Here is a 21,748-nt window from a genome sequence, read left to right as displayed (position 1 = left end):
AAATTGGAGGTCTCGACAAAATGAGAATCGACAAGCTCACCACCAAGTTCCAGGAAGCACTCTCGGACGCGCAAAGCCTTGCGGCAGGCCGCGACAATCAATACATCGAACCCGTTCACGTACTGGCGGCGCTGGTCGCGCAGCACGACGGTTCCGCCCGTTCGCTGATGTCGCGCGCGGGTGTTCATGTGCAGGCGCTGCAAGGCGCGCTGAACGAAGCGATCTCGCGCCTGCCGCAAGTCACGGGCACGGGCGGCGACATCCAGATCGGCCGCGAGTTGGCCGGGCTGCTGAACCAGGCCGACAGGGAAGCGCAGAAGCTCAACGACACGTTCATCGCGAGCGAGATGTTCCTGCTCGCCGTGTCCGACGACAAGGGCGACGCCGGCAAGCTCGCGCGTCAGCACGGCCTCACGCGCAAGGCGCTCGAAGCCGCGATCGCCGCGGTGCGCGGCGGCTCGCAGGTGCACAGCCAGGATGCCGAAAGCCAGCGCGAGGCGCTGAAGAAGTACACGGTCGACCTGACCGAGCGCGCCCGTTCGGGCAAGCTCGATCCGGTGATCGGCCGCGACGACGAAATCCGCCGCTCGATCCAGATCCTGCAGCGCCGCACGAAGAACAACCCGGTGCTGATCGGCGAGCCGGGCGTCGGCAAGACGGCGATCGTCGAAGGGCTCGCGCAGCGGATCGTCAACGGCGAAGTGCCCGAGACGCTGAAGGGCAAGCGCGTGCTGTCGCTCGACATGGCCGCGCTGCTCGCCGGCGCGAAGTACCGCGGCGAGTTCGAGGAGCGCCTGAAGGCCGTGCTCAACGACATCGCGAAGGACGAAGGCCAGACGATCGTCTTCATCGACGAGATCCACACGATGGTCGGCGCGGGCAAGGCCGAAGGCGCGATGGATGCGGGCAACATGCTGAAGCCGGCGCTGTCGCGCGGCGAGCTGCACTGCATCGGCGCGACCACGCTCGACGAATACCGCAAGTACATCGAGAAGGATGCCGCGCTCGAGCGCCGTTTCCAGAAGGTGCTCGTCGACGAGCCGAGCGTCGAGGCGACGATCGCGATCCTGCGCGGGCTGCAGGAGAAGTACGAACTGCACCACGGCGTCGACATCACCGACCCGGCGATCGTTGCCGCGGCCGAGCTGTCGCACCGCTACATCACCGACCGCTTCCTGCCCGACAAGGCGATCGACCTGATCGACGAAGCCGCTTCGAAGATCAAGATGGAAATCGATTCGAAGCCCGAAGAGATGGACAAGCTCGACCGCCGGCTGATCCAGCTGAAGATCGAGCGCGAAGCCGTGAAGAAGGAGCAGGACGAAGCGTCGCAGAAGCGCCTGCAGCTGATCGAGGAAGAGATCGAGCGGCTCGGTCGCGAGTATTCGGATCTCGAGGAAATCTGGACCGCCGAGAAGGCCGCGGTGCAGGGCAGCGCGCAGCTCAAGGAAGAGATCGAGAAGGCGCGGGCGGACATCGCGCGGCTGCAGCGTGAAGGCAAGCTGGAGAAGGTCGCGGAGCTGCAGTACGGCAAGCTGCCGCAGCTCGAGGCACAACTGAAGCAGGTCACGCAGGCCGAAGAGCAGGAGCAGCACAACCCGACGCGTCCGCGCCTGCTGCGCACGCAGGTCGGCGCCGAGGAAATCGCGGAAGTCGTGTCGCGTTCGACGGGAATTCCCGTGTCGCGGATGATGCAGGGCGAACGCGAGAAGCTGCTGCACATCGAGGAAAAGCTGCACGAGCGCGTGGTCGGCCAGGACGAGGCGATCAGCGCGGTGGCCGATGCGATCCGCCGTTCGCGCGCGGGTCTCGCCGATCCGAACCGTCCGTACGGCTCGTTCCTGTTCCTCGGCCCGACGGGTGTCGGCAAGACCGAGCTGTGCAAGGCGCTGGCGTCGTTCCTGTTCGATTCGGAAGAGCACCTGATCCGCATCGACATGAGCGAGTTCATGGAGAAGCACAGCGTCGCGCGGCTGATCGGCGCGCCGCCGGGTTATGTCGGCTACGAGGAAGGCGGCTACCTGACGGAAGCCGTGCGCCGCAAGCCGTACAGCGTGATCCTGCTCGACGAGATCGAGAAGGCGCATCCGGACGTGTTCAACGTGCTGCTGCAGGTGCTCGACGACGGCCGCATGACGGACGGGCAGGGGCGCACGGTCGACTTCAAGAACACGGTGATCGTGATGACGTCGAACCTCGGCTCGCAGGTGATCCAGGCGATGACCGGTGCGCCGCAGGACGAGATCAAGGACGCGGTGTGGCTCGAGGTGAAGCAGCATTTCCGCCCCGAGTTCCTGAACCGGATCGACGACGTCGTCGTGTTCCATGCGCTCGACCGCAGCAACATCGAGTCGATCGCGAAGATCCAGCTGGCGCGCCTGCACGACCGGCTCGCGAAGCTCGACATGGCGCTCGACGTGTCGGAAGCGGCGCTCGAGCAGATCGCGAAGGTCGGCTACGATCCGCTGTTCGGCGCGCGGCCGCTGAAGCGCGCGATCCAGCAGGAGATCGAGAACCCGGTCGCGAAGCTCATCCTCGCGGGCCGCTTCGGTCCGAAGGACGTGATTCCGGTCGACGTCAACGACGGCAAGTTCGTGTTCGACCGCGTCGTTCACTGAACGCCGGCCACTGGCCGCACGCCCGGTTCGCGCCGGGCGCGCAAAAACAAACACCCCGCCTCGGCGGGGTGTTTGCATATGGAGCGGCCCGATTGGGCCGTGAAGCGGGGGCCATGAAGCGGGGCCGCGAAGCGGCGCGGGCTCAGGCCTGCTTGTTGCCGCCGAACATGCCGGCGAGCTGCGTCAGCGTGCCGAGCACGTTCGACGTATCGATCTGGCCGCTGGCCGGCACTTCGCCGTTCGGCGTCGCGCTGTTGACGACGTGCGGCAGCACCTGCGCGAGGATCGACGAGGCCTGACCCGGATCGATGCCGATCTTGCTCGCGAGTGAACCGACGACGTCCGAGCCGAGCACGTTCTGCAACGTGTCGGCCGAGATCGGCTGGTTCTCGCCGGTGCCGACCCATGAGCCGATGACCTCGCCGGCGCCGCCTTTCTGGAACTTCTCGATCAGGCCGTTCAGGCCGCCCGGCTGGTTGTTGATGAATTCGAGCGCGGTCGCGATGAGCGCGCTTTGCGAGTTGCCGCCGGCCTGGCCGCCGATCAGACCGCCTACGATGTCGAGGAGACCCATGGTTCTTCACCTTTACCGATAAGGGCGCCGCAATAAGGGCGCCCGTTGAACGAATGCCGCGCGCACGCCGTCGCGCGCGCGGCGCACATCAGGCGCCCGACGCCGCGGCGGCGGAGGCTGCCTTGTCCTTCTTGCTCTTTTTCTTCGAACCCTTCGCCGCCTTCGCGGACGACGCTGCGGCCGGTGCGCTCGCACCCACGTCGGCCGATGCCGCTGCGGCCGCTGCCGCCTTTTCCTTCTTCGACGCGCGCTTGGTCTTCGCCGGCTTCGTTGCCGCTTCCGGCGCGCTTGCCGCCGGGGCCGGCGCCGTAGCCGTCGTGCCGGCGGTCGCGGTCGTGGACGTCGATGCGGTGCCTGCCGACGTCGTTGCCGATGTGGTGGCCGACGTCGTCGCGGCCGGCTTCGACAGCTTCACGCCTTTCGGCGGCGTCGACGAGCCGCCGATCGTCAGGCCGTTTTCCTCGAGATGCCCGACCGATTTCGTGCCGAGGCCCTTCACCCGATTTGCGAGATCGTCGGCGTCCTTGAATGGGCCGTTCTTGGTGCGTTCGTCGATGATCGCCTTCGACTTGACGGGCCCGAGACCCTTCACGGCTTCGAGCGCGGCCTGGTCGGCCGTGTTGACTTCGACGGCCGCGGCAAAGCCTGCGGCGAGCGACAGCGATAGCGCGACGAACAGCATCAGCAGCTTTTTCAGCATGGCAAAGGCTCCCTGGTTCTGACGGATGAATGGCTGTTGCAACGGACGGCGGGGCGAGACCTGGCCGGGCGTCGCCGTTAAGCATAGGACAAATGCGTGCCCTTTTTAAGACAGGCTGACCGAATCTTGCTGAAGGCTTGCGTCGCTGTAAAGGCCGAGAGCCGCGCCGGGCGGCGTTTTTGACCATTCTTTACGGTGTCGAGGGGGAATCGCGGGTTATCGCGACGCTGGCTGTTCGACAGGGCTTGACTTAGAGTGAACTCTAACTCCTAACCTTGTTCCTGCCATGTCGAAAACCGTATCCAAACCTTCCGCCGCCGGTCCGCTGACGATCGGGCAAGTCGCCGAGCTGACCGGCGTGTCGACGCATACGCTGCGGTATTACGAGCAGGCCGGCCTGCTGCGCGCGATTTCGCGCACGGCGGCCGGGCACCGGCTCTATGCGCCGGCCGACCTTGACTGGCTGGCGTTCGTGATGCGCCTGAAGGCGACCGGCATGCCGATCGCGCAGATGCAGCAGTTCGCGGCGCTGCGCGCGCAAGGCGAGCCGACGTTCGGTGCGCGGCGCCGGTTGCTGGTTGCGCATCGCGACGCGGTGCGGGTGCATATCGCGGAACTGCAGGCGAGCCTCGACGCGATCGGCGACAAGATCGCGTACTACGAGGCGCGGGAACGCGATACGGAACGACGGGCGACACCTTCTCACTCTCAATCGGAACAGGACGGACACGATGGAACAACTCGTTGAAGATCGTTATACGCGCGGCTGGAACAAACTGAAGGAAATCGACGGCGAAGCGGGCGAACGCGTGATCGCGGCGCTTGCACCGATCGCGCCGGATTTCGGGCGGCTCCTGGTCGAGTTCGGTTTCGGCGACATCTATAGCCGGCCGCAGCTCGATCTGAAAGCGCGCGAGATCGCGACGATCGCGGCGCTGGCCGCGCTCGGCAATGCGCAGCCGCAGTTGAAGGTGCATATCGAGGCCGCGCTGAACGTTGGCTGCACGCGCGACGAGATCGTCGAGGTGTTCATGCAGATGGCCGTCTACGCCGGTTTCCCGGCCGCGCTCAACGCGCTGTTCGCCGCGCACGAGGTGTTCGCGCGGCGCGACGAAGCGGCCGGTGGGGCCGGGAACGCAAGCGAAGCGGCCGCGCACGCGGCATGATGCCGGTCGCGCCCGCGCGTCAAGCGCGGTGCGGCGCGACGATCCGGTGTTTCGCGATCCGCCGGTACAGCGTCGCGCGCGAGATGCCGAGCGCCTGCGCGGCCGCGTCGGGCCGCCAGCGGTGCGCGGTGAGCGCCGCGACGATGCGGCCGCGCTCGTCGTCGGGCAGTGCGCCGGCCGGGGCGCCGCCGAGCCGTGCGGCGAGGTCGGCCGGCAGGTCGCGCCGCGTCACGCGCGCTGTGTCGCACACCGCGCACGCATAGCGCAGCACGTTGCGCAGCTGCCGTACGTTGCCGGGCCACGGATAGGCGGCGAGCTGTTCGGCGAGCGTCGCGTCGAGCGTGAGTACGTGGCCGGTCGCCTGCGCTTCCTCGGCGAACACGGCGGCAATCACGTCGCGCACGTCTGCGCGCTCGCGCAGCGGCGGCAGTTCGAACGTCGCGCCGCTCAGCCGGTAATACAGATCTTCGCGGAACGTGCCGTCGGCCACCATGCGCGCGAGATCGCGGTGCGTCGCGCAGATCACGTCGAGGTCGACGCGCACGGGCGTGTCGCTGCCGAGCGGCACGACCTCGCCGTCGGCGAGCACGCGCAACAGCCGTGTCTGCAGCGCGAGCGGCATGTCGCCGATTTCGTCGAGAAACAGCGTGCCGCCGTCGGCAAGCGCGATCTTGCCGCGCGCGCCGTGCTTGCGTGCGCCGGTGAACGCGCCGGCCGCATAGCCGAACAGTTCGCTCTCGATCAGCGCTTCCGGCAGTGCGCCGCAGTTGACGGCGACGAACGGCCGCGCGCGCCGCGCACCGGCGTCGTGGATCGCGCGCGCGAATACTTCCTTGCCCGCACCGGTCTCGCCGAGCACGAGAATCGGCAGCCGCTTGCTCGCGACCCGCAGCACGAGCTCTGCCTGTTGCGCGATGTGCGCGTCGCTGCTGTGCAGGAACGGCGTCAGCGCGCCGACGTGGCGTGGCGCGGTGCCCGCGCGCCGCGATACCGTGCCGGGCTCGCGGCCGGCGCGTCGTAGCGGCGCACGCAGCCGCGCATAGAGCGGTGCGCCGGTCGCGCGCAGCCGCAGCGCGACGATCGTGTCGAGCCGCGCGGCATCGCGCAGCGGCATCTCGGTTGCGTCGAAGATCTCGTCGATATGGCGCGGTTCGCGCAGCGCCGGCAGCGCGTCGCGGGCCTGCCGGTTCGCGGCGACGATATTGCCGCATTCGTCGAACGCGATCAGCCACTCGGGTTGCGCTTCGACGTAGTGACGGTTCGGATGCCCGAACAATATCCAGTGCTGCGCGGTGCTGTGCACGAAGTAGCCGTCCTCGATCAGCGCCGCGCTTTGCCGCACGAGCTGGTAGACGAGGCGCTGGCTGTCGCGGCCGTCGGGCGAATGGACGGCCGACGCGTCGAGCACGCCGATCAGTTCGCCGCCCGGCGAGAAGATCGGCGCTGCACTGCAGGTGAGTGTCGTGAACGCCGCGCGAAAGTGATCGGTCTTGTGCACGGTGATCGGCGCGAGATCGGTCAGCACGCTCGCGACGCCGCACGTTCCTTCCTCGCTTTCCGACCAGCACGAGCCGATGTGCAGCCCGGCATGGCGGAAGTCGTTGCGGCGCTCGCGGTCGATCCGGTAGTCGATCGTCACGCCGTGCGCGTCGGTCAGCATCACGCAGTAGTCGGCGACGCGGATCATGTCGTGCAGCCGCGTCAGGCATTGGCCCGACGCGCGCAGGAAAGCTTCCTCCTTGTCGCGCACTTCGCGCAGCTCGGACGCGGTCAGCACGCGCGGGCCGATCGACGAGGCGGGATCGAGACAGTAGCGCTCCAGCGAACGTTGCCACGACGACACGAGGCGCGCGGAATCGGCCGGCGCGGGCAGGCGTCCGGCGAGCGCGCCGAGTACACGGTCGGCGTGCTGGGCCTGGGGGACGGCGTAGGGCATGGTCGACTCCGGTTCCGTACGGCGGGGAATTCGATGTTCTTGTAGCACATCCGGTCCGGCGGATCACATTGCATCGCAGCACGCAGCACGCGTGAGACGTTCGTCTCATGTGTCTCTCGCCCGGTCTCGCGCGGTTGAGACGCCCGCATGCGTGGCGCGCAGCGGTCGTCCGGCTTGTCGCGGCATGCGCCACGCCGCATCAACGCAGGGTTTGCAGGCAGCGCGGCACGCTTGCGCAGGCGCCGCGACGAGCGCGTCGTCGCGACGACGACGTGAGACGCACGGGTGGATTCGCCACGCGCTGCGTCGTCACGGTCGCGAACCCGGAACACGTGCATGCCCGCCGCGCCAGCGTGCGCGCGGGTTTCGCGGTCATTGCACACACGATGGCACGCCGCTTGCAGAGATCACGGGCAAGTTCGGCGCAGTCGCGTCGGCGACGACGATCCGCAGCCCGTCGATGGCAGCGGACGAAACAGGCAGGGCCGGAGCGGGCGCCAATGCGCCGGTGCCGGTCAACTGGATGGAGACAAACCCGTGACGACGCCCGTTACCGTCGGTGTGATCGCGAACCCCGCATCGGGGCGCGACATCCGCCGCCTCACGACGCATGCATCCGTGTTTCCGACGGCGGAGAAGGCGAACATGATCGTGCGCCTGCTGGCCGGCCTCGGCGCGATGGGCGTCGAGCGCGTGCTGACGCTGCGCGACCGGACGGGCATCGCGACGCTGCTGCTGCGCGCGCTCGATACGCATCGCGCGGTCGCGCCGCACGAGCGCTGGCCCGAGGTCGAGTTCGTCGACCTGCCGATCACCGATACCGTCGCCGACACGCAGGCCGGCGCCGCGTACCTGCACCGGATGGAAGTGGCGCTGATCGTCGTGCTCGGCGGCGACGGCACCCATCGCGCGGTTGCCGCGTGTTGCGGCGCGACGCCGCTCGTCGCGCTGTCCACCGGCACCAACAACGCCTTTCCCGAACATCGCGAGGCGACCGTCGCAGGCGTCGCGGCCGGACTCGCCGCGACCGGCGCCGTGCCGGCGGAGGTTGCGTTCACGCGCAACAAGCGGCTCGTCGTGCGCTGCGTGGCGGGTGCACAGCCGGGGCGCGAAGAGATTGCGCTCGTCGACGTGTGCGCGGCGCGACAGCGCTTCATCGGCGCCCGCGCGATTTCGGGGCCCGACGACATCGACTCGCTCTACCTGACGTTCGCGGAACCGGACGGCATCGGCCTGTCCGCGCTCGGCGGCGCATGGGCGCCGCTCGAGCGCAGCGCGCCGCACGGGCTCGCGATGCGCTTCGCGGACGAAGGCACGACGGCCGGCACGCCGCTCGTCGCGCCGATTGCACCGGGCCGCGTCGACCGCGTCGTGATGCGCAGTTGCGAGCGGCTCGAACCGGGCGCGTGGCAGACGATTCCGTTCGAGCGCGGCACGCTCGCGTTCGACGGCGAGCGCGAGATCGAGGTTGCGCGCGGCGATCGCTACGAGATTTCGCTCGACTGGCGCGGGCCGCTGACGGTCGATGTCGGCCGCACGCTGCGCTACGCGTCTTCGCGGCAATTGCTGCGCGATGCCGGCGCATGGCGCAACTGAGCCTCCGTTTTTCCGAACGACATTTCGACATCCATAACGAACATCAAGGAGACATTGCCATGACAGCCCCACTCGAAGGACTGGTCGCCATTGTCACGGGCGGCGCGCGCTGCATCGGCCGCGGCATTGCGCTGACGCTCGCCGGCGCGGGCGCCGACATCCTGCTGGCCGACCTGCTCGACGACGCGCTCGACGCCACCGCGCGCGAGGTGCGCGCGTCCGGCCGCCGGGCGGCGGTCGCGAAGGTCGACGTCACGCAGGCCGCCGACGGCGGCTTCACGTTCCACTGACGGCCGCAGGCCGTGCAATCCGTCGCCACGGCACGGCCGCGGCGGCATTCGCAGTCAGACCTACCCAGGAGACACACATGACCGTTTCGACCCAGCTCAGCAGGGACAAGCTGCTGGACGCATACCGGCTGATGCGCACGATCCGCGAATTCGAGGAGCGCCTGCACGTCGAATTCGCGACCGGAGAAATCCCCGGCTTCGTTCACCTGTACGCGGGCGAGGAGGCGTCCGCGGTCGGCACGATGCTGCACCTCGGCCTCGCCGACTACGTCGCGACCACGCACCGCGGCCACGGCCATTGCATCGCGAAGGGCGTCGACGTGCGCGGGATGATGGCCGAGATCTATGGCAAGAAGACCGGCGTCTGCCACGGCAAGGGCGGCTCGATGCACATCGCCGACCTGTCGATGGGGATGCTCGGCGCGAACGGGATCGTCGGCGCGGGCGGCCCGCTCGTGTGCGGCGCGGCGCTCGCGGCGAAGCACCGGAAGACCGGCGGCGTCGGCGTGTGCTTCTTCGGCGACGGTGCGTCGAACCAGGGCGTGATCTTCGAATCGATGAACCTCGCGTCGGTGTGGCGGCTGCCTGCGATCTTCGTAGCCGAAAACAACGGCTATGCGGAAGCGACGTCGTCGAGCTGGTCGGTCGCGACCGACAACATCGCCGATCGCGCGAACGGGTTCGGGATGCCGGGCGTGATCGTCGACGGCTTCGACTTCTTCGCGGTGCACGAAGCGCTCGGCGAGGCCGTCGAGCGTGCGCGCAACGGCGGCGGCCCGACGCTCGTCGAGGTGAAGTTCACGCGCTATTTCGGCCATTTCGAGGGCGATGCGCAGACCTACCGCGCACCCGGCGAGGTGCAGAAGCTGCGCGACGAGAAGGACTGCCTGAAGCATTTCGAGACGCGCGTCGTGCGCGCCGAAGCGCTGGCGACCGACGACCTGCGCGCGGTCGACGCCCAGGTGAAGGCGCTGATCGACGACGCGGTCGCGCAGGCGAAGGCCGCGCCGCTGCCCGACGCGGCCGACCTGCTGACCGACGTCTACGTGTCGTATCCGTGAGCGCGGCCTGACACCGCAGCCGGCACGGCGAACCGAACATTCCAGGAGACAGACATGGCAAGGAAGATTACTTATTCGCAGGCGATCAACGAGGCGCTCGCGCAGGAGATGGCGCGCGACGACAGCGTGATCGTGATGGGCGAGGACAATGCGGGCGGCGCGGGCGCGCCGGGCGAGGACGACGCGTGGGGCGGCGTGCTCGGCGTGACGAAGGGGCTGTTCCACAAGTTTCCGGGGCGCGTGCTCGATACGCCGCTGTCCGAAGGCGGCTACATCGGCGCGGCGGTCGGCGCGGCCGCGTGCGGGATGCGGCCCGTCGCGGAACTGATGTTCATCGATTTCATGGGCGTGTGCTTCGACCAGATCTTCAACCAGGCCGCGAAATTCCGCTACATGTTCGGCGGCAAGGCGGTGACGCCGGTCGTGATCCGCGCGATGTACGGCGCCGGGCTGCGCGCGGCCGCGCAGCACTCGCAGATGCTCACGTCGCTGTTCACGCACATCCCGGGGCTGAAGGTCGTGTGCCCGTCGACGCCGTACGACGCGAAGGGGCTGCTGATCCAGGCGATCCGTGACGACGATCCCGTGATCTTCCTCGAGCACAAGCTGCTTTACACGCGCGAGGGCGACGTGCCGGAGGAGTCCTATGCGATTCCGTTCGGCGAGGCGAACGTGATGCGCGACGGCGACGACGCGACCATCGTCACGTACGGCAGGATGGTGCATCTCGCGATGGATGCGGCCGCGAAGCTCGCGAAGGACGGTATCCAGGTCGACGTGATCGACCTGCGCACGACGTCGCCGCTCGACGAGGAAACGATTCTCGAAAGCGCGGCGCGCACCGGGCGCGTGGTGGTCGTCGACGAAGCGAACCCGCGCTGCTCGATCGCGACCGACATCGCCGCGCTCGTCGCACAGCGCGCGTTCCGAACGCTTAAGGCGCCGATCGAGCTCGTGACCGCGCCGCATACGCCCGCGCCGTTCGCGAGCGTGCTGGAAGACCTGTATATCCCGTCCGCCGATGCGATTGCGCAGGCGGTCCTGAAGACGAGGAGCTGACACGATGTCGATTCACATGATCACGATGCCCAAGTGGGGGCTGTCGATGGAGCAGGGGCAGGTCAACGGCTGGCTGAAGGCGATCGGCGAACGCGTGACGAAGGGCGACGAAGTGCTCGACGTCGAGACCGACAAGATCTCGTCGGGCGTCGAATGCGCGTTCGACGGCACGCTGCGCCGGCAGGTCGCGCAGGAAGGCGAAACGCTGCCGGTCGGCGCGCTGCTCGGCGTCGTCGCGGCGGCCGACGCGAGCGATGCCGACATCGATGCGGCGATCGCCGAGTTCCAGCGCGATTTCGTGCCGAGCGCGGCATCAGACGAAGCGGCGGGCCCGCAGCCCGAGAAGGCGCAGATCGGCGGCCGTACGGTGCGCTTCCTGAAGCTCGGCGACGGCGCGGGCACGCCCGCCGTGCTGATCCACGGCTTCGGCGGCGACCTGAACAACTGGCTGTTCAATCACGCGGATCTCGCCGCGCACCGGCCCGTATGGGCGCTCGACTTGCCCGGTCATGGCGAGTCGGGCAAGGCGGTCGACACGGGCAGCCTCGACGAGCTGGCCGACGCGGTGCTCGCGCTGCTCGATGCGCAGCACATCGACCGCGCGCACCTGATCGGCCATTCGATGGGCGGCGCGGTCGCGATGGCTGCGGCCGAACGCGCGCCGCAGCGCGTTGCGTCGCTGACGCTGATCGCGAGCGCCGGGCTCGGCACCGACATCAACCGCGTCTATATCGACGGCTTCGTCGCCGGCAACAGCCGCAACACGCTGAAGCCGCACCTCGGTGCGCTGTTCGCGGACAACGCGCTCGTGACGCGGCAGCTCGTCGAGGATCTCGTCAAGTACAAGCGGCTCGAAGGCGTGCAGGCCGCGCTGGAGAAAATCGCGAACGCCGCGTTCGACGGCGCGGCGCAGCGGCGCGTGTTCCGCGACCGGCTCGCGTCGCTCGCGCCGCGCACGCTCGTGATCTGGGGCGAGCGCGACCAGGTGATCCCCGCGCAGCACGCGCGGGGCTTGCCGGACGGCGTGCGCGCCGAGGTGATCGCCGGCAGCGGGCACATGGTGCAGATGGAGGCGGCCGCCGACGTGAACCGCCTGATCGTCGCGTTTCTCGGAGACTGACGATGGCCGCCGCGTTCGAACGACCCAGCCTCACGGCGCTCGGCCAGCCGGGCGCGAGAAGCCGCGACAAGCTCGCGCGCATTCCGGTGCGCGTCGAGCCCGCGGCCGGCGCGGCGCTGCCGAAGCCGCCGTGGCTGCGCGCGCGGCCGATGATGAGCGCGGCGGTGGCCGACATGGCGGCCGTGCTGCGCGACCATCGGCTGCATTCCGTCTGCGAGGAGGCGATGTGCCCGAACATCGGCGAATGCTTCGCGCAGCGCACCGCGACCTTCATGATCATGGGCGGGCTGTGCACGCGGCGCTGCCCGTTCTGCGACGTCGCGCACGGCCGTCCCGAGCCGCTCGATCCCGACGAGCCCGCGCGGCTGGCCGATGCGGCCGCGGCGCTCGGGCTGCGCTACGTCGTGATCACGTCGGTCGACCGCGACGACCTGCGCGACGGCGGCGCCGCGCATTTCGCCGCGTGCATCGCGGCGGTGCGCGCGAGCGTGCCGGGTATCGGCGTCGAAGTGCTGACGCCTGACTTCCGCGGCCGTGTGGCGCGCGCGCTCGACGCGCTGTCGTCGGCCTGGCCGGACGTGTTCAACCACAACATCGAGACGGTGCCGTCGCTGTATCGCGCGGCGCGGCCGGGCGCCGACTATCGCGGCTCGCTCGAACTGCTCGCGCAGGCGAAGGCCGCGCGGCCGACGCTCGTGACGAAGTCGGGGCTGATGCTCGGGCTCGGCGAGCGCGACGACGAGGTGCGCGACACGTTGCGCGACCTGCGCGCGCACGAAGTCGACGTACTGACGCTCGGCCAGTATCTGGCGCCGTCCGAGCACCATCTGCCGGTGCGGCGCTACGTGAGCCCGGATGCATTCGCCGCATGGCGCGACGAGGCGCTGGCGCTCGGTTTCAGGGAAGTCGTTGCCGGTCCGCTCGTGCGGTCGTCCTATCACGCGGCCGACGTGCTGGCGGATGCGTAGCGGGCGGTGCGTCAGGCCTGGGCCGATACGTGTGCGCGGCTTACGTGGCGCAGGTAGAACACGAGCCCGGCGCCCGCGAGCATCAGGCTGACCGTGTTCGCGAACCAGAAGCCGCGCGCGCCGGTCAGCCATGCGGGCGCGATGCCGCCGACGTCGAAGCCGAGCACGTAGCCGCCGCTGAGCCCGACGCCCCACAGCGCGACCGCATAGATCACGGTCGGCACGATCGCGACCTTGTACGCGCGCAGCACGAACGCCGACGTGACCTGCAGCGCATCGAACACGTGGTAGCACGCGACGATCGCGACGAGCGGCATCGCTGCCGCGGCGACGGCCGGGTTCGGCGTATAGCCGCTGACGATCAGTGGGCGCAGCGTAAAGACGAGCACGCCGTATGTCGCGGCAACGCCGCACGCGAAAATCACGCTGTGCCGGCCGAGCAGCCGTGCTTCTTCGGGGCGTCCGGCGCCGAGCGCGCGCGCGACCAGCGTCGAGGCCGCCACGCCGATCGACAGCGGCGTCATGTACAGCACCGCGCCGATGTTGCCGGCGATCTGGTGGCCGGCGAGCGTCGTCGTGCCGAACTGCGCGATGAACAGCGCCATGCAGGTGTACGACGTGACCTCGATCAGGTACGACAGGCCCATCGGCACGCCGAGTTTCAGGATCGCCTTCTGGCGTTCCCAGACTGGCCAGCAGAAGCGCGAGAAGATCGCGAGCGGCGCGAACACGTCGAGCTTCGCGAGCAGCGTATAGCCGATCAGCGCGAGCGCCCAGTTGATCAGCGTGCTGGCAAGCCCGCAGCCGGGGCCGCCGAGCGCCGGCACGCCGAACCCGCCGAAGATGAACCACACGTTGAGCGGAAACTTGAGCAGCAGCGCGCCGATCTGCAGGGTCATCGCGAGCCGCGGCTTGCCGGCCGCGTTGGTCAGCGCGTTGTAGATGCGGAAGACGAGGCTGGCGGGCAGCCCGTACGACAGGATGCGCAGGTAGTCGACGGTGCGCTCGTGCAGCGCGGCGGGCGCGTGCGCGACGCGCAGCAGCGGCTCGGGAAAATGCAGCAGCAGGAAGCCGGGTACCGCGAGCAGCAGCGCGAGCCACAGCGCCTGGCGGACGTCCTCGCCGATCTCGGCATAGCGCCGCGCGCCGTACAGTTGCCCGGTGATCGGCTGCAGCGCGGACAGGATGCCCGTCAGGCCGATGTAGATCGACACGTAGATCGACGAGCCGAGCCCGAGCGCGGCGAGATCGGTGGCCGAGTAGCGGCCGACCATCGCCGTGTCGATCACGCCGAACGCGATGATCGCGAGCTGGCCGACCAGCACCGGCCACGCGAGACCGACGATCCGGCGGATGTCGCCGAACATCGTCAATCGGCTGCCTGGCGGCGCGGCGGGCGCCGCTTGACGGGCGTCTTCGGCCGTTCGATGCGCTCGTACAGGCGGAAACGTTCGTCGCGGTCGGCGACGCGGCGGCCTTCCCACACGAGACGCCACACGTATTGCGACATCGCGCTCGGCTCGCCGAAGTCGGAACGGTCCTGACGCAGGATCACGTCGCAGTCGCCTGAGAAATCGAAGTGCATGTTGCCGAAGTACGCGAAGGTCGCGATCTGCGCATCGCCAAGCCGCACCGGCGAGATGCACTCGTAGTCGGACGGCAGGTGCAGCGCGATCTGTTGCGCGACATCGCGATAGGTCCGGCCGTAGTTGACGATCGGCAGCCACAGCGTCATCAGCAGCACCCACATCAGCGTGGTGCCGGCGCCCGACAGCACGACGCTGCGCCACAGCACCTTCGGCTGCCGCGAGACGCGCCAGCGCACGAGCACGCACCAGCACACGGTGACGATCACCGCGCAGATGAACGACAGGATCTTGAAATGCGGTTCGTAGCCCGGCACGAGGCGCGCGAGGTTGCGCGCGAGCGGATGCGGGAAACCCGTAAGCGACGCGAGCCATACGAGCCATACGAAGGTGCCGAGGATCGTGAAGCTCAGTACCGCGAACCAGTCGAACGCGTTGATTGCGCCGCGCTTGAGGGTCGGCAGCGCGAACGTCGCGAGCACCGCGAGCGGCGGCAGCAGCAGCATGTACATGCGGTTCGACTGCTGGCTCTGCAGGATCACGAGCGCGACGAGCGGCACGGCGACCGACAGCGGAATCGCGATGTGCGCGCGGCGGCGCATGCCGGCCCAGCTCCACCACGCCCAGATCGCGAGCGGCCACGCGGGCCACGTGAACAGCGGCAGGTTCTTCGCCGCATACGCGAGCACGGCGGTCGGCGGGCCCGAAAAGCGCATCAGGCTGCCGTGGATCCACTGGTTGAAGAACCACGCGGCGTCGTCGGGCGCCGCGACGAACGCGGCAAGCGGCCACAGCGCGAAGATCGCGGCCGCGAGCGGCACGCCGACCAGCGGCAGGCGCAGGTTGCGCATCTCGGGCGTGACGAGCCACAGCGCGGCGGTGCCGGCGAGCAGCGCGACGACCAGCACGGGGTTGCCGGACAGCGCGACGAGGCCGATCGCGAGGCCCCACCACAGCGCGCCCTGCATCGGCTTGTCGATGCCGCGCACGATCCCATAGACGAGCATCGCGATCCACGCGAACTGCGCGAGCTGCGGCGTCGTCTCGTGCCCGCGTTCCGCGAGGCCGAAGCACGCGACGAGGACCAGCAGCGCGCCGTCGGCGAGCGTGCGGCCGTAGTCGCGCGGTTCCGGCTCGCCGCCGAATGCGTACTTGAACGGCTGGACCTCGGCGCGCCGGCCGAGCAGGTAGGCCGCGTACCAGACGAACGCGCACGCGACGCAGAACAGCACGCCCGTGTCGACGCGCGACGCGTTGCTCGCATCGACCCATGGGCCGAGGCCGCGGATCGACAGCGCGCCGAGCCAGTAGCCGAGCGGCCCGTCGGTCGTGATGAACTTGCCGACCAGGTTCGGCAGCAGCCAGTCGTGCCAGCCGCCCTTGGCCATCGTCCACATCACGCCGAAGCCCGCCGCGTCCTCGTTCTTCCACGGGTCGCGGCCGAACAGGCCGAACGCGGCGTAGACGAAGCAGAGCGTGAGCAGCAGCCAGCGCGGCAGCGCACGCGTGGCGGAGGCGGTGAGACGGACGACAGGCTTCATGCAGATGAGCGTTTTGTTATGGGCGGGCGGCCGGCGCGGGTGCGCACGGTCGAGCCGGTTTCGAGCATCCGGCATTGTAGACGCGCCGGCTGTTGCGCGTCAGGTCGTTGCCCGGACGCCGGCCGGCGCTTTTCCGGCGAGCAGAGACAAAAAAGGGCAGCCTGGGCTGCCCTTTTTGTGCGATACCGGTGCGTTGCAACCACCGGATGCGGTGCGAAGCTTACTTCGCCTTGCCGCTGGCGCGTACGCCGAACTTGTTCTTGAACTTCTCGACACGGCCTGCCGTGTCCATGATCTTTTGCTGACCCGTGTAGAACGAGTGCGATTCCGACGACACTTCGATCTTGGCGAGCGGGTAGGTCTTGCCGTCGAGTTCGATGTTTTCGCGCGTCTGGATCGTCGAGCGCGTGATGAACTTGAAGCCGTTCGACATGTCTTGGAAGACGACTTCGCGGTAGTTCGGGTGGATGCCTTCTTTCATGGTCTTTCCTTGGTGAGAGCGGTAGCCAACCCGCCGCTTGCCGTGCCGGAGCGCGCACATTGCGCATACCGGACGACGCCAAGCCCGGCGCGAGCCACTTGCCTAAGGTCGAAAAACGGCGATTATGCCAGAAAATCAGATGGTTGACGAATAATTTTCACGGTGTGTCGAGCGCGCCGGTGCCCGCCGGATCCTGCCGGTAATAGCGGGCGAGCAGCCGGTACAGCTCCGGAAATTCGGACTCGAACGCTTTCGGCCGCACGAACAGCGCTTCGCTGCATACCGCGAAGAATTCCGACGGGTGGTCGGCCGCATACGGATCTATCAGCGATTCCCGCTCGAAGCGCGCCCACGCGCGGTCCGGCACCGCGTCGACGCGTGCGCAGAACTGGTCGTACGCATGCTCGAACACGTCGGCCCACGCCTGCGCGTCGAGGTGCGGCGCGTGCCAGCGGCGAAAAAGGGGCGGATAGCCGTCGGCCGCGCCGTTGACCATGTCGATCTTGTGCGCGAACTCGTGGATCACGACGTTGTACGCGTCATGGCCGTCCGTCATCTGCGCGTCTTCCCACGACAGGATCACGGGGCCGCCTTCCCATGCCTCGCCGCTCGCATCCTGTTCGACTTCGTGGACGACGCCGTCCTCGTCCTGCACGGTCTTGCGGATCACGAATTCGCCCGGATACACGACGACGCCGACCCAGCCGTCGTACAGCGACAGGTCGAGATTCAGCACCGGCAGGCAGGCTTGCGCGGCGATCGCGACGATCATCGCGTCGGTCAGTTCGAGCCCGTGCGCGGTCGAAAACGATTTCTTCGCGATGAACAGGCTCGTCAGCTCGCGCAGCCGGCCGAGCGCGTCGGGCGCCAGCGTCGCGAGGAACGGCAGGCGCGCGACGGTGTCCTGCCACAGCGCGTCGGGGATCGGGTGGCTGCGCAGCGCGCGGTCGCGGCGGCGGTCGTCGAACCAGCGGGTCAGTTTCGAGAGCATGGAGGCTGCGGACGGAAATCCAAAGCCTGTCTTTTAACTCAATCGATCTCTTTTTGCCATGCCGCGAAGAGGCCGCCGACGAGCGCGACCCCCGCCAGGAAGTAAAAGCCGTCGAGCGACGCGAGGAACGATGCCTGTTGCGCGACCATGCGGGCGATGGCGGCGATCGCGAGGCCGTGCGCTTCGTTCAGCGCGTGCCCGGCGGCCGCATAGCTGCGCGTCAGGGCGTCGACGGTCTGCTGGAACATCGGGTCGAACACGTTCGCGCGCTCGACGAGCCGCGTCTGGTGCACGGCCACGCGATGCTGCTCGACGATGATCACCGACGACGTCGCGAACGAGATCGTCAGTTGCCGCACGATGTTCTTCAGCCGGTAGCCGTGCGTGTACTCGTCGATCGCGAAGATCCGGAACGTCAGGTTGGCCACCGGCAGCACGATGAAGAGCAGCAGCAGCCCGCGCAGCAGCAGCGGGACGATCAACGCGGCTTCGCCGACCTGCGGCGTCATCCGCGTCATCCACAGCGCGGCCGTGACGGCGATCGCGAACCCCGGCACGACGAACCACTTCTTGTGCGTGACGAATTTCGCGTAGCGCAGGTACGCGAACAGCGCGGTGGCCGAGATCAGCGACATCGTGCCGACCAGGCGCCCGGCGTTCTCGACCGGATAGCCGAGCCCGCCTTCGAGGAACCGCGATGTCAGGTAACTGAAGCCCGTCGTCTCGTAGTAATAGAACATGTAGAGCAGCAGCCCGACCTGGAACGTCCTTTCGCGGAACGCATGCAGCCGCACGAGCGGCGTCGGGTGATGCCACTGGTGATACGCGAACCATGCGAGTGCGCCGATCCCCAGGATCGTCAGCAGGATCAGCGTCGGCGAGCCGCTGTAGAGCTGGTAATGCACCTGCTGCAGCACGATCTGCAGCGCTCCTTGCGCGAGCGCGAACACGACATACGGCCAGAAGTGCCCGGAGCCGCGTTCGTCGTCGGGCGTCCTGCCCGAATCGGGCAGCGTGAGCAGTGCGAGGATCGCGAACGCGATGCCGGCGGGCGCCGTGCACGCGAACAGCGCGCGCCACGTCGAATGCGCGACGAGCAGCCCGCCGACGATCGGCGCGAGCGCGCTGCCGAGCAGGATCATGATCAGGAACGCGCGCGTCGCGGGCGGCCGTTCCCGCGGCTTGAAGCTGATCTGGATCATGATCCGGCACGCGCCCATCATCGGGCCGATGAAGTAGCCCTGGAAACCTCGCGCGAACGCGAGTTCCAGCGACGTGTCGGCGAGCGCGGCCGCGATCGCGCCGAACGAGAACATCAGCATGCAGCCCGCGACGTAGCGGCGATGCCCGAGCCGGTCGACCCACCATTGCTGCTGCAGGATGCCGAGCACGGCCGTGACCGCGTACGCGCTCGACGACCACACGAGTTCGTCGGGCGATGCGTTGATGCCGCCCGCGATGTAGCTCGCGAAGAACGAGAAGGCCGCGTTGTCGAAGTAGTCGATGCCGGTGACGAGCGCGAGCGCCCACGGGAACAGGTCCGCGCGCAGGTTCGCGCGGCTCCACAGCGGCGAGCGGCCGGGCACCGCGTTCATTCGCGATCCTTGCGAGTGCGCCGCGTGGCGGCTTCGGCCCGCCGCTGCGCGATCAGCGCATCGGGGTTTTCGCCGGCGAGACGCCGCTCGACGTAATCGATGTCGTGCTGCAGTTCCTTGCGCAGCGCGACGGCTTCCTTCAGTTCGCGCTGGACGGCCGCGATTCGCCGGTCGAGCGTGTCGATCTGCTCGGCGAGGCCGGTGCGGATGTCGCGCAGCGACGCATCCGAATAGCGGCGTCGTCCGTCGCCCGTTTCTTCCAGCGGGCGCTTCAGCATTTCGGTGATGCCGTGCAGCGAGAAGCCGAGCGCACGCAGCCGCAGGATGCGCGCGAAGCGTTCGAGGTCGGCTTCGTCGTAGAGGCGGTAGCGGCCTTCGCTGCGCGACGGCGTGACGAGCCCGCGCTCTTCGTAATACTTCAGCGTGCGCGGCGTGACGCCGAGCCGCGACGAGGCGTCGCTCACGGTCAGCAGCGGGGTGGAGGCGTCGTTCGGCATCGGGAGGCGGGGGATTCGATCGGGGCGATGACGCGATTATAGATCAACCTGTACGTTCACGTTCAGGTTGGGGCCGAAAAACGGCCGCCGGGCAGGATGCGCGGGCGGCCGTTCGTTGCGGGGCGGGGCGATCAGCCGCCGCGACGCATCAGGTCGAAGAACTCGGAATTGCTCTTCGTCTGGCGAATCTTGTCGAGCAGGAATTCCATTGCCTCGACTTCGTCCATGTCGTGGATGAACTTGCGCAGCACCCAGATCTTTTGAAGGATCTCGGGCTTGATCAGCATTTCCTCGCGACGCGTGCCCGACTTGTTCAGGTTGATCGACGGATAGACGCGCTTTTCCGCGAGGCGGCGCTCGAGGTGCACTTCCATGTTGCCGGTGCCCTTGAACTCTTCGTAGATCACGTCGTCCATGCGGCTGCCGGTTTCGATCAGCGCGGTGCCGATGATCGTCAGCGAGCCGCCTTCCTCGATGTTGCGCGCCGCGCCGAAGAAGCGCTTCGGACGCTGCAGTGCGTTCGCGTCGACACCGCCCGTCAGCACCTTGCCCGATGCCGGGATCACGGTGTTGTATGCGCGTGCGAGACGCGTGATCGAGTCGAGCAGAATCACGACGTCGTGCTTCATTTCGACGAGGCGCTTGGCCTTCTCGATCACCATTTCGGCGACCTGCACGTGACGCGTGGCCGGTTCGTCGAACGTCGACGCGATGACTTCGCCGGCGACCGAGCGCTGCATTTCGGTCACTTCTTCGGGGCGCTCGTCGATCAGCAGCACGAACAGGACGACGTCCGGGTGATTCTGCTTGATCGCGTGTGCGATGTGCTGGAGCATCACGGTCTTGCCCGACTTCGGCGACGCGACCAGCAGGCCGCGCTGGCCCTTGCCGATCGGCGCGATCATGTCGATGATGCGGCCCGTGACGTTCTCTTCGCCGCGCATCTCGCGTTCGAGCGCCAGCGGCTTGTTCGGGTGCAGCGGCGTGAGGTTCTCGAACATGATCTTGTGTTTCGAGGCCTCGGGCGGCTGCCCGTTGACTTTGTCGACCTTCACCAGCGCGAAGTAGCGCTCGCCGTCCTTCGGCGTGCGGACTTCACCTTCGATGGTGTCGCCGGTGTGCAGGTTGAAGCGGCGGATCTGCGACGGGCTGATATAGATGTCGTCGGTGCTCGCGAGGTACGACATTTCCGGCGAGCGCAGGAAGCCGAAGCCGTCCGGCAGCACTTCGAGCGTACCGTCGCCGAAGATCGTCTCTCCCGTCTTGGCGCGCTTTTTAAGAATGGCGAACATCAACTCCTGCTTGCGCAGGCGGTTCGCGTTTTCGATCTCGAGGCCATTGGCCATTTCGATCAGTTCGGACACGTGCAGAGACTTGAGCTCGGATAAATGCATACGGAGAACCCGCCAGGGAGGAGAAGCGACGAAAGAAATAAGGGAGGAGGGCGAGCGGAAGCGCTCAGAGACTTAAATGCGTCTTGTAGACGTTTTTTAATTCTAGCATAGGCCGATTCGCGCTTGAGCGGCCGATCGGCGGCTTGACGACGGACGTGTTGCCGGTTGACAACACGTCCGCGGAACTGCCGGTATTACAGGTGGCTGTCCAGGAATGCGGTGAGCTGCGACTTCGACAGCGCGCCGACCTTCTGCGCGGCGGCCGCGCCGTTCTTGAACAGGATCAGCGTCGGGATGCCGCGCACGCCGAACTTCGCGGGCGTGGCCTGGTTGTCGTCGACGTTGATCTTCGCGATCTGCAGCTTGTCGCCGTAGTCCTTCGCGACTTCGTCGAGGATCGGGGCGATCATTTTGCACGGGCCGCACCATTCGGCCCAGAAATCGACGAGCACGGGCTTGTCGGACTTGACGACGTCCTGTTCGAACGATGCGTCGCTGATGTGTTTGATCTGTTCGCTCATTGGGTCAATACCTCTTACGGTTCGGGGACTGCCTGCTTGCGCGTTGCGGCGTAC

General features: G+C 67.8%; 19 protein-coding genes and 1 pseudogene. 9 read left to right on the top strand and 11 right to left on the bottom strand.

What is annotated here, in order from left to right:
* Nucleotides 1-20 precede the first annotated feature (20 nt).
* Nucleotides 21-2,618: an ATP-dependent chaperone ClpB gene (gene clpB / locus AC3WLY_RS31275; protein WP_492308750.1), complete on the top strand. Its 2,598-nt coding sequence runs from the start codon at nucleotides 21-23 to the stop codon at nucleotides 2,616-2,618.
* Between the two features lie 142 nt (nucleotides 2,619-2,760).
* Here clpB and AC3WLY_RS31270 read toward each other — a convergent pair whose 3' ends face one another.
* Nucleotides 2,761-3,192, bottom strand: coding sequence for a YidB family protein (locus AC3WLY_RS31270; protein WP_310141343.1), 432 nt, complete (start codon nucleotides 3,190-3,192; stop codon nucleotides 2,761-2,763).
* 88 nt (nucleotides 3,193-3,280) lie between these two features.
* Nucleotides 3,281-3,892 carry a helix-hairpin-helix domain-containing protein gene (locus tag AC3WLY_RS31265; RefSeq protein WP_310141345.1) on the bottom strand — a complete coding sequence of 204 codons (612 nt, stop codon included), beginning with the start codon at nucleotides 3,890-3,892 and terminating at the stop codon, nucleotides 3,281-3,283.
* Between the two features lie 286 nt (nucleotides 3,893-4,178).
* On the opposite strand from AC3WLY_RS31265, the gene AC3WLY_RS31260 reads away from it, so the two are divergent.
* On the top strand, nucleotides 4,179-4,640 hold the full coding sequence (locus AC3WLY_RS31260) for a MerR family transcriptional regulator (RefSeq protein ID WP_175960928.1): 462 nt from the start codon (nucleotides 4,179-4,181) through the stop codon (nucleotides 4,638-4,640).
* Nucleotides 4,624-5,058 carry a carboxymuconolactone decarboxylase family protein gene (locus AC3WLY_RS31255; RefSeq protein WP_492308749.1) on the top strand — a complete coding sequence of 145 codons (435 nt, stop codon included), beginning with the start codon at nucleotides 4,624-4,626 and terminating at the stop codon, nucleotides 5,056-5,058. Before AC3WLY_RS31260 ends, AC3WLY_RS31255 begins: the two co-directional genes overlap by 17 nt.
* A 19-nt stretch (nucleotides 5,059-5,077) precedes the next feature.
* Here AC3WLY_RS31255 and AC3WLY_RS31250 read toward each other — a convergent pair whose 3' ends face one another.
* Nucleotides 5,078-6,994: a sigma-54-dependent Fis family transcriptional regulator gene (locus AC3WLY_RS31250; RefSeq protein ID WP_492308748.1), complete on the bottom strand. Its 1,917-nt coding sequence runs from the start codon at nucleotides 6,992-6,994 to the stop codon at nucleotides 5,078-5,080.
* A gap of 537 nt (nucleotides 6,995-7,531) precedes the next feature.
* On the opposite strand from AC3WLY_RS31250, the gene AC3WLY_RS31245 reads away from it, so the two are divergent.
* The 6 genes and pseudogenes from AC3WLY_RS31245 (at nucleotide 7,532) to lipA (ending at nucleotide 13,088) form a co-directional block, all read left to right on the top strand.
* Complete coding sequence (locus AC3WLY_RS31245) at nucleotides 7,532-8,590, top strand: ATP-NAD kinase family protein (protein ID WP_492308747.1); 1,059 nt, start codon at nucleotides 7,532-7,534, stop codon at nucleotides 8,588-8,590.
* Nucleotides 8,591-8,649: 59 nt separating this feature from the next.
* Nucleotides 8,650-8,856: pseudogene (locus AC3WLY_RS31240) on the top strand (SDR family NAD(P)-dependent oxidoreductase); the annotation flags it as partial.
* Between the two features lie 101 nt (nucleotides 8,857-8,957).
* Nucleotides 8,958-9,941 carry a thiamine pyrophosphate-dependent dehydrogenase E1 component subunit alpha gene (locus AC3WLY_RS31235; protein WP_492308746.1) on the top strand — a complete coding sequence of 328 codons (984 nt, stop codon included), beginning with the start codon at nucleotides 8,958-8,960 and terminating at the stop codon, nucleotides 9,939-9,941.
* Between the two features lie 54 nt (nucleotides 9,942-9,995).
* Entirely contained in the window at nucleotides 9,996-11,000 is a 1,005-nt protein-coding gene (locus AC3WLY_RS31230) for an alpha-ketoacid dehydrogenase subunit beta (protein WP_072437216.1), read from the top strand.
* A 4-nt stretch (nucleotides 11,001-11,004) separates the two neighbouring features.
* A complete protein-coding gene (locus AC3WLY_RS31225; RefSeq protein WP_175960920.1) occupies nucleotides 11,005-12,120 on the top strand; it encodes an acetoin dehydrogenase dihydrolipoyllysine-residue acetyltransferase subunit in 1,116 nt (371 codons plus the stop codon).
* Nucleotides 12,121-12,122: 2 nt separating this feature from the next.
* Nucleotides 12,123-13,088, top strand: coding sequence for a lipoyl synthase (gene lipA / locus AC3WLY_RS31220; protein ID WP_492308745.1), 966 nt, complete (start codon nucleotides 12,123-12,125; stop codon nucleotides 13,086-13,088).
* 11 nt (nucleotides 13,089-13,099) lie between these two features.
* On the opposite strand, the gene AC3WLY_RS31215 is transcribed toward lipA, so the two are convergent.
* The 8 genes from AC3WLY_RS31215 to trxA all read right to left on the bottom strand — a co-directional run bounded on the left by AC3WLY_RS31215 (nucleotide 13,100) and on the right by trxA (nucleotide 21,694).
* Entirely contained in the window at nucleotides 13,100-14,455 is a 1,356-nt protein-coding gene (locus AC3WLY_RS31215) for an MATE family efflux transporter (protein ID WP_492308744.1), read from the bottom strand.
* A 2-nt stretch (nucleotides 14,456-14,457) separates the two neighbouring features.
* Entirely contained in the window at nucleotides 14,458-16,290 is a 1,833-nt protein-coding gene (locus AC3WLY_RS31210; protein WP_175960917.1) for an ArnT family glycosyltransferase, read from the bottom strand.
* Nucleotides 16,291-16,435: 145 nt separating this feature from the next.
* A complete protein-coding gene (locus AC3WLY_RS31205) occupies nucleotides 16,436-16,696 on the bottom strand; it encodes a type B 50S ribosomal protein L31 (protein WP_006753671.1) in 261 nt (86 codons plus the stop codon).
* A gap of 157 nt (nucleotides 16,697-16,853) precedes the next feature.
* Nucleotides 16,854-17,687, bottom strand: coding sequence for a M90 family metallopeptidase (locus tag AC3WLY_RS31200; protein ID WP_492308743.1), 834 nt, complete (start codon nucleotides 17,685-17,687; stop codon nucleotides 16,854-16,856).
* A gap of 38 nt (nucleotides 17,688-17,725) precedes the next feature.
* Nucleotides 17,726-19,282: an MFS transporter gene (locus AC3WLY_RS31195; RefSeq protein ID WP_425130751.1), complete on the bottom strand. Its 1,557-nt coding sequence runs from the start codon at nucleotides 19,280-19,282 to the stop codon at nucleotides 17,726-17,728.
* On the bottom strand, nucleotides 19,279-19,779 hold the full coding sequence (locus tag AC3WLY_RS31190; RefSeq protein WP_492308742.1) for a MerR family transcriptional regulator: 501 nt from the start codon (nucleotides 19,777-19,779) through the stop codon (nucleotides 19,279-19,281). The genes AC3WLY_RS31195 and AC3WLY_RS31190 overlap by 4 nt, the downstream gene beginning before the upstream one ends.
* Before the next feature lie 131 nt (nucleotides 19,780-19,910).
* Entirely contained in the window at nucleotides 19,911-21,173 is a 1,263-nt protein-coding gene (gene rho, locus AC3WLY_RS31185) for a transcription termination factor Rho (RefSeq protein ID WP_006753675.1), read from the bottom strand.
* Nucleotides 21,174-21,367: 194 nt separating this feature from the next.
* Nucleotides 21,368-21,694, bottom strand: a complete 327-nt coding sequence (gene trxA / locus AC3WLY_RS31180; RefSeq protein WP_006402348.1) for a thioredoxin TrxA — start codon at nucleotides 21,692-21,694, stop codon at nucleotides 21,368-21,370.
* Between the last annotated feature and the right edge of the window lie 54 nt (nucleotides 21,695-21,748).

Source organism: Burkholderia sp. FW306-1C-G01B (assembly GCF_058781685.1).
This window is presented reverse-complemented; position numbering and strand designations above follow the sequence as displayed.

Excerpts from the sequence above, each read along its gene's own strand:
- AC3WLY_RS31205 (WP_006753671.1), bottom strand. The coding sequence starts at position 16,696 with ATGAAAGAAGGCATCCACCCGAACTACCGCGAAGTCGTCTTCCAAGAC.
- AC3WLY_RS31190 (WP_492308742.1), bottom strand. The coding sequence starts at position 19,779 with ATGCCGAACGACGCCTCCACCCCGCTGCTGACCGTGAGCGACGCCTCG.
- AC3WLY_RS31215 (WP_492308744.1), bottom strand. The coding sequence starts at position 14,455 with ATGTTCGGCGACATCCGCCGGATCGTCGGTCTCGCGTGGCCGGTGCTG.
- rho (WP_006753675.1), bottom strand. The coding sequence starts at position 21,173 with ATGCATTTATCCGAGCTCAAGTCTCTGCACGTGTCCGAACTGATCGAA.
- clpB (WP_492308750.1), top strand. The coding sequence starts at position 21 with ATGAGAATCGACAAGCTCACCACCAAGTTCCAGGAAGCACTCTCGGAC.
- AC3WLY_RS31195 (WP_425130751.1), bottom strand. The coding sequence starts at position 19,282 with ATGAACGCGGTGCCCGGCCGCTCGCCGCTGTGGAGCCGCGCGAACCTG.
- AC3WLY_RS31270 (WP_310141343.1), bottom strand. The coding sequence starts at position 3,192 with ATGGGTCTCCTCGACATCGTAGGCGGTCTGATCGGCGGCCAGGCCGGC.
- AC3WLY_RS31210 (WP_175960917.1), bottom strand. The coding sequence starts at position 16,290 with ATGCCGGATGCTCGAAACCGGCTCGACCGTGCGCACCCGCGCCGGCCG.
- AC3WLY_RS31265 (WP_310141345.1), bottom strand. The coding sequence starts at position 3,892 with ATGCTGAAAAAGCTGCTGATGCTGTTCGTCGCGCTATCGCTGTCGCTC.
- AC3WLY_RS31225 (WP_175960920.1), top strand. The coding sequence starts at position 11,005 with ATGTCGATTCACATGATCACGATGCCCAAGTGGGGGCTGTCGATGGAG.
- AC3WLY_RS31235 (WP_492308746.1), top strand. The coding sequence starts at position 8,958 with ATGACCGTTTCGACCCAGCTCAGCAGGGACAAGCTGCTGGACGCATAC.
- AC3WLY_RS31255 (WP_492308749.1), top strand. The coding sequence starts at position 4,624 with ATGGAACAACTCGTTGAAGATCGTTATACGCGCGGCTGGAACAAACTG.
- trxA (WP_006402348.1), bottom strand. The coding sequence starts at position 21,694 with ATGAGCGAACAGATCAAACACATCAGCGACGCATCGTTCGAACAGGAC.
- AC3WLY_RS31260 (WP_175960928.1), top strand. The coding sequence starts at position 4,179 with ATGTCGAAAACCGTATCCAAACCTTCCGCCGCCGGTCCGCTGACGATC.
- AC3WLY_RS31230 (WP_072437216.1), top strand. The coding sequence starts at position 9,996 with ATGGCAAGGAAGATTACTTATTCGCAGGCGATCAACGAGGCGCTCGCG.
- lipA (WP_492308745.1), top strand. The coding sequence starts at position 12,123 with ATGGCCGCCGCGTTCGAACGACCCAGCCTCACGGCGCTCGGCCAGCCG.
- AC3WLY_RS31250 (WP_492308748.1), bottom strand. The coding sequence starts at position 6,994 with ATGCCCTACGCCGTCCCCCAGGCCCAGCACGCCGACCGTGTACTCGGC.
- AC3WLY_RS31200 (WP_492308743.1), bottom strand. The coding sequence starts at position 17,687 with ATGCTCTCGAAACTGACCCGCTGGTTCGACGACCGCCGCCGCGACCGC.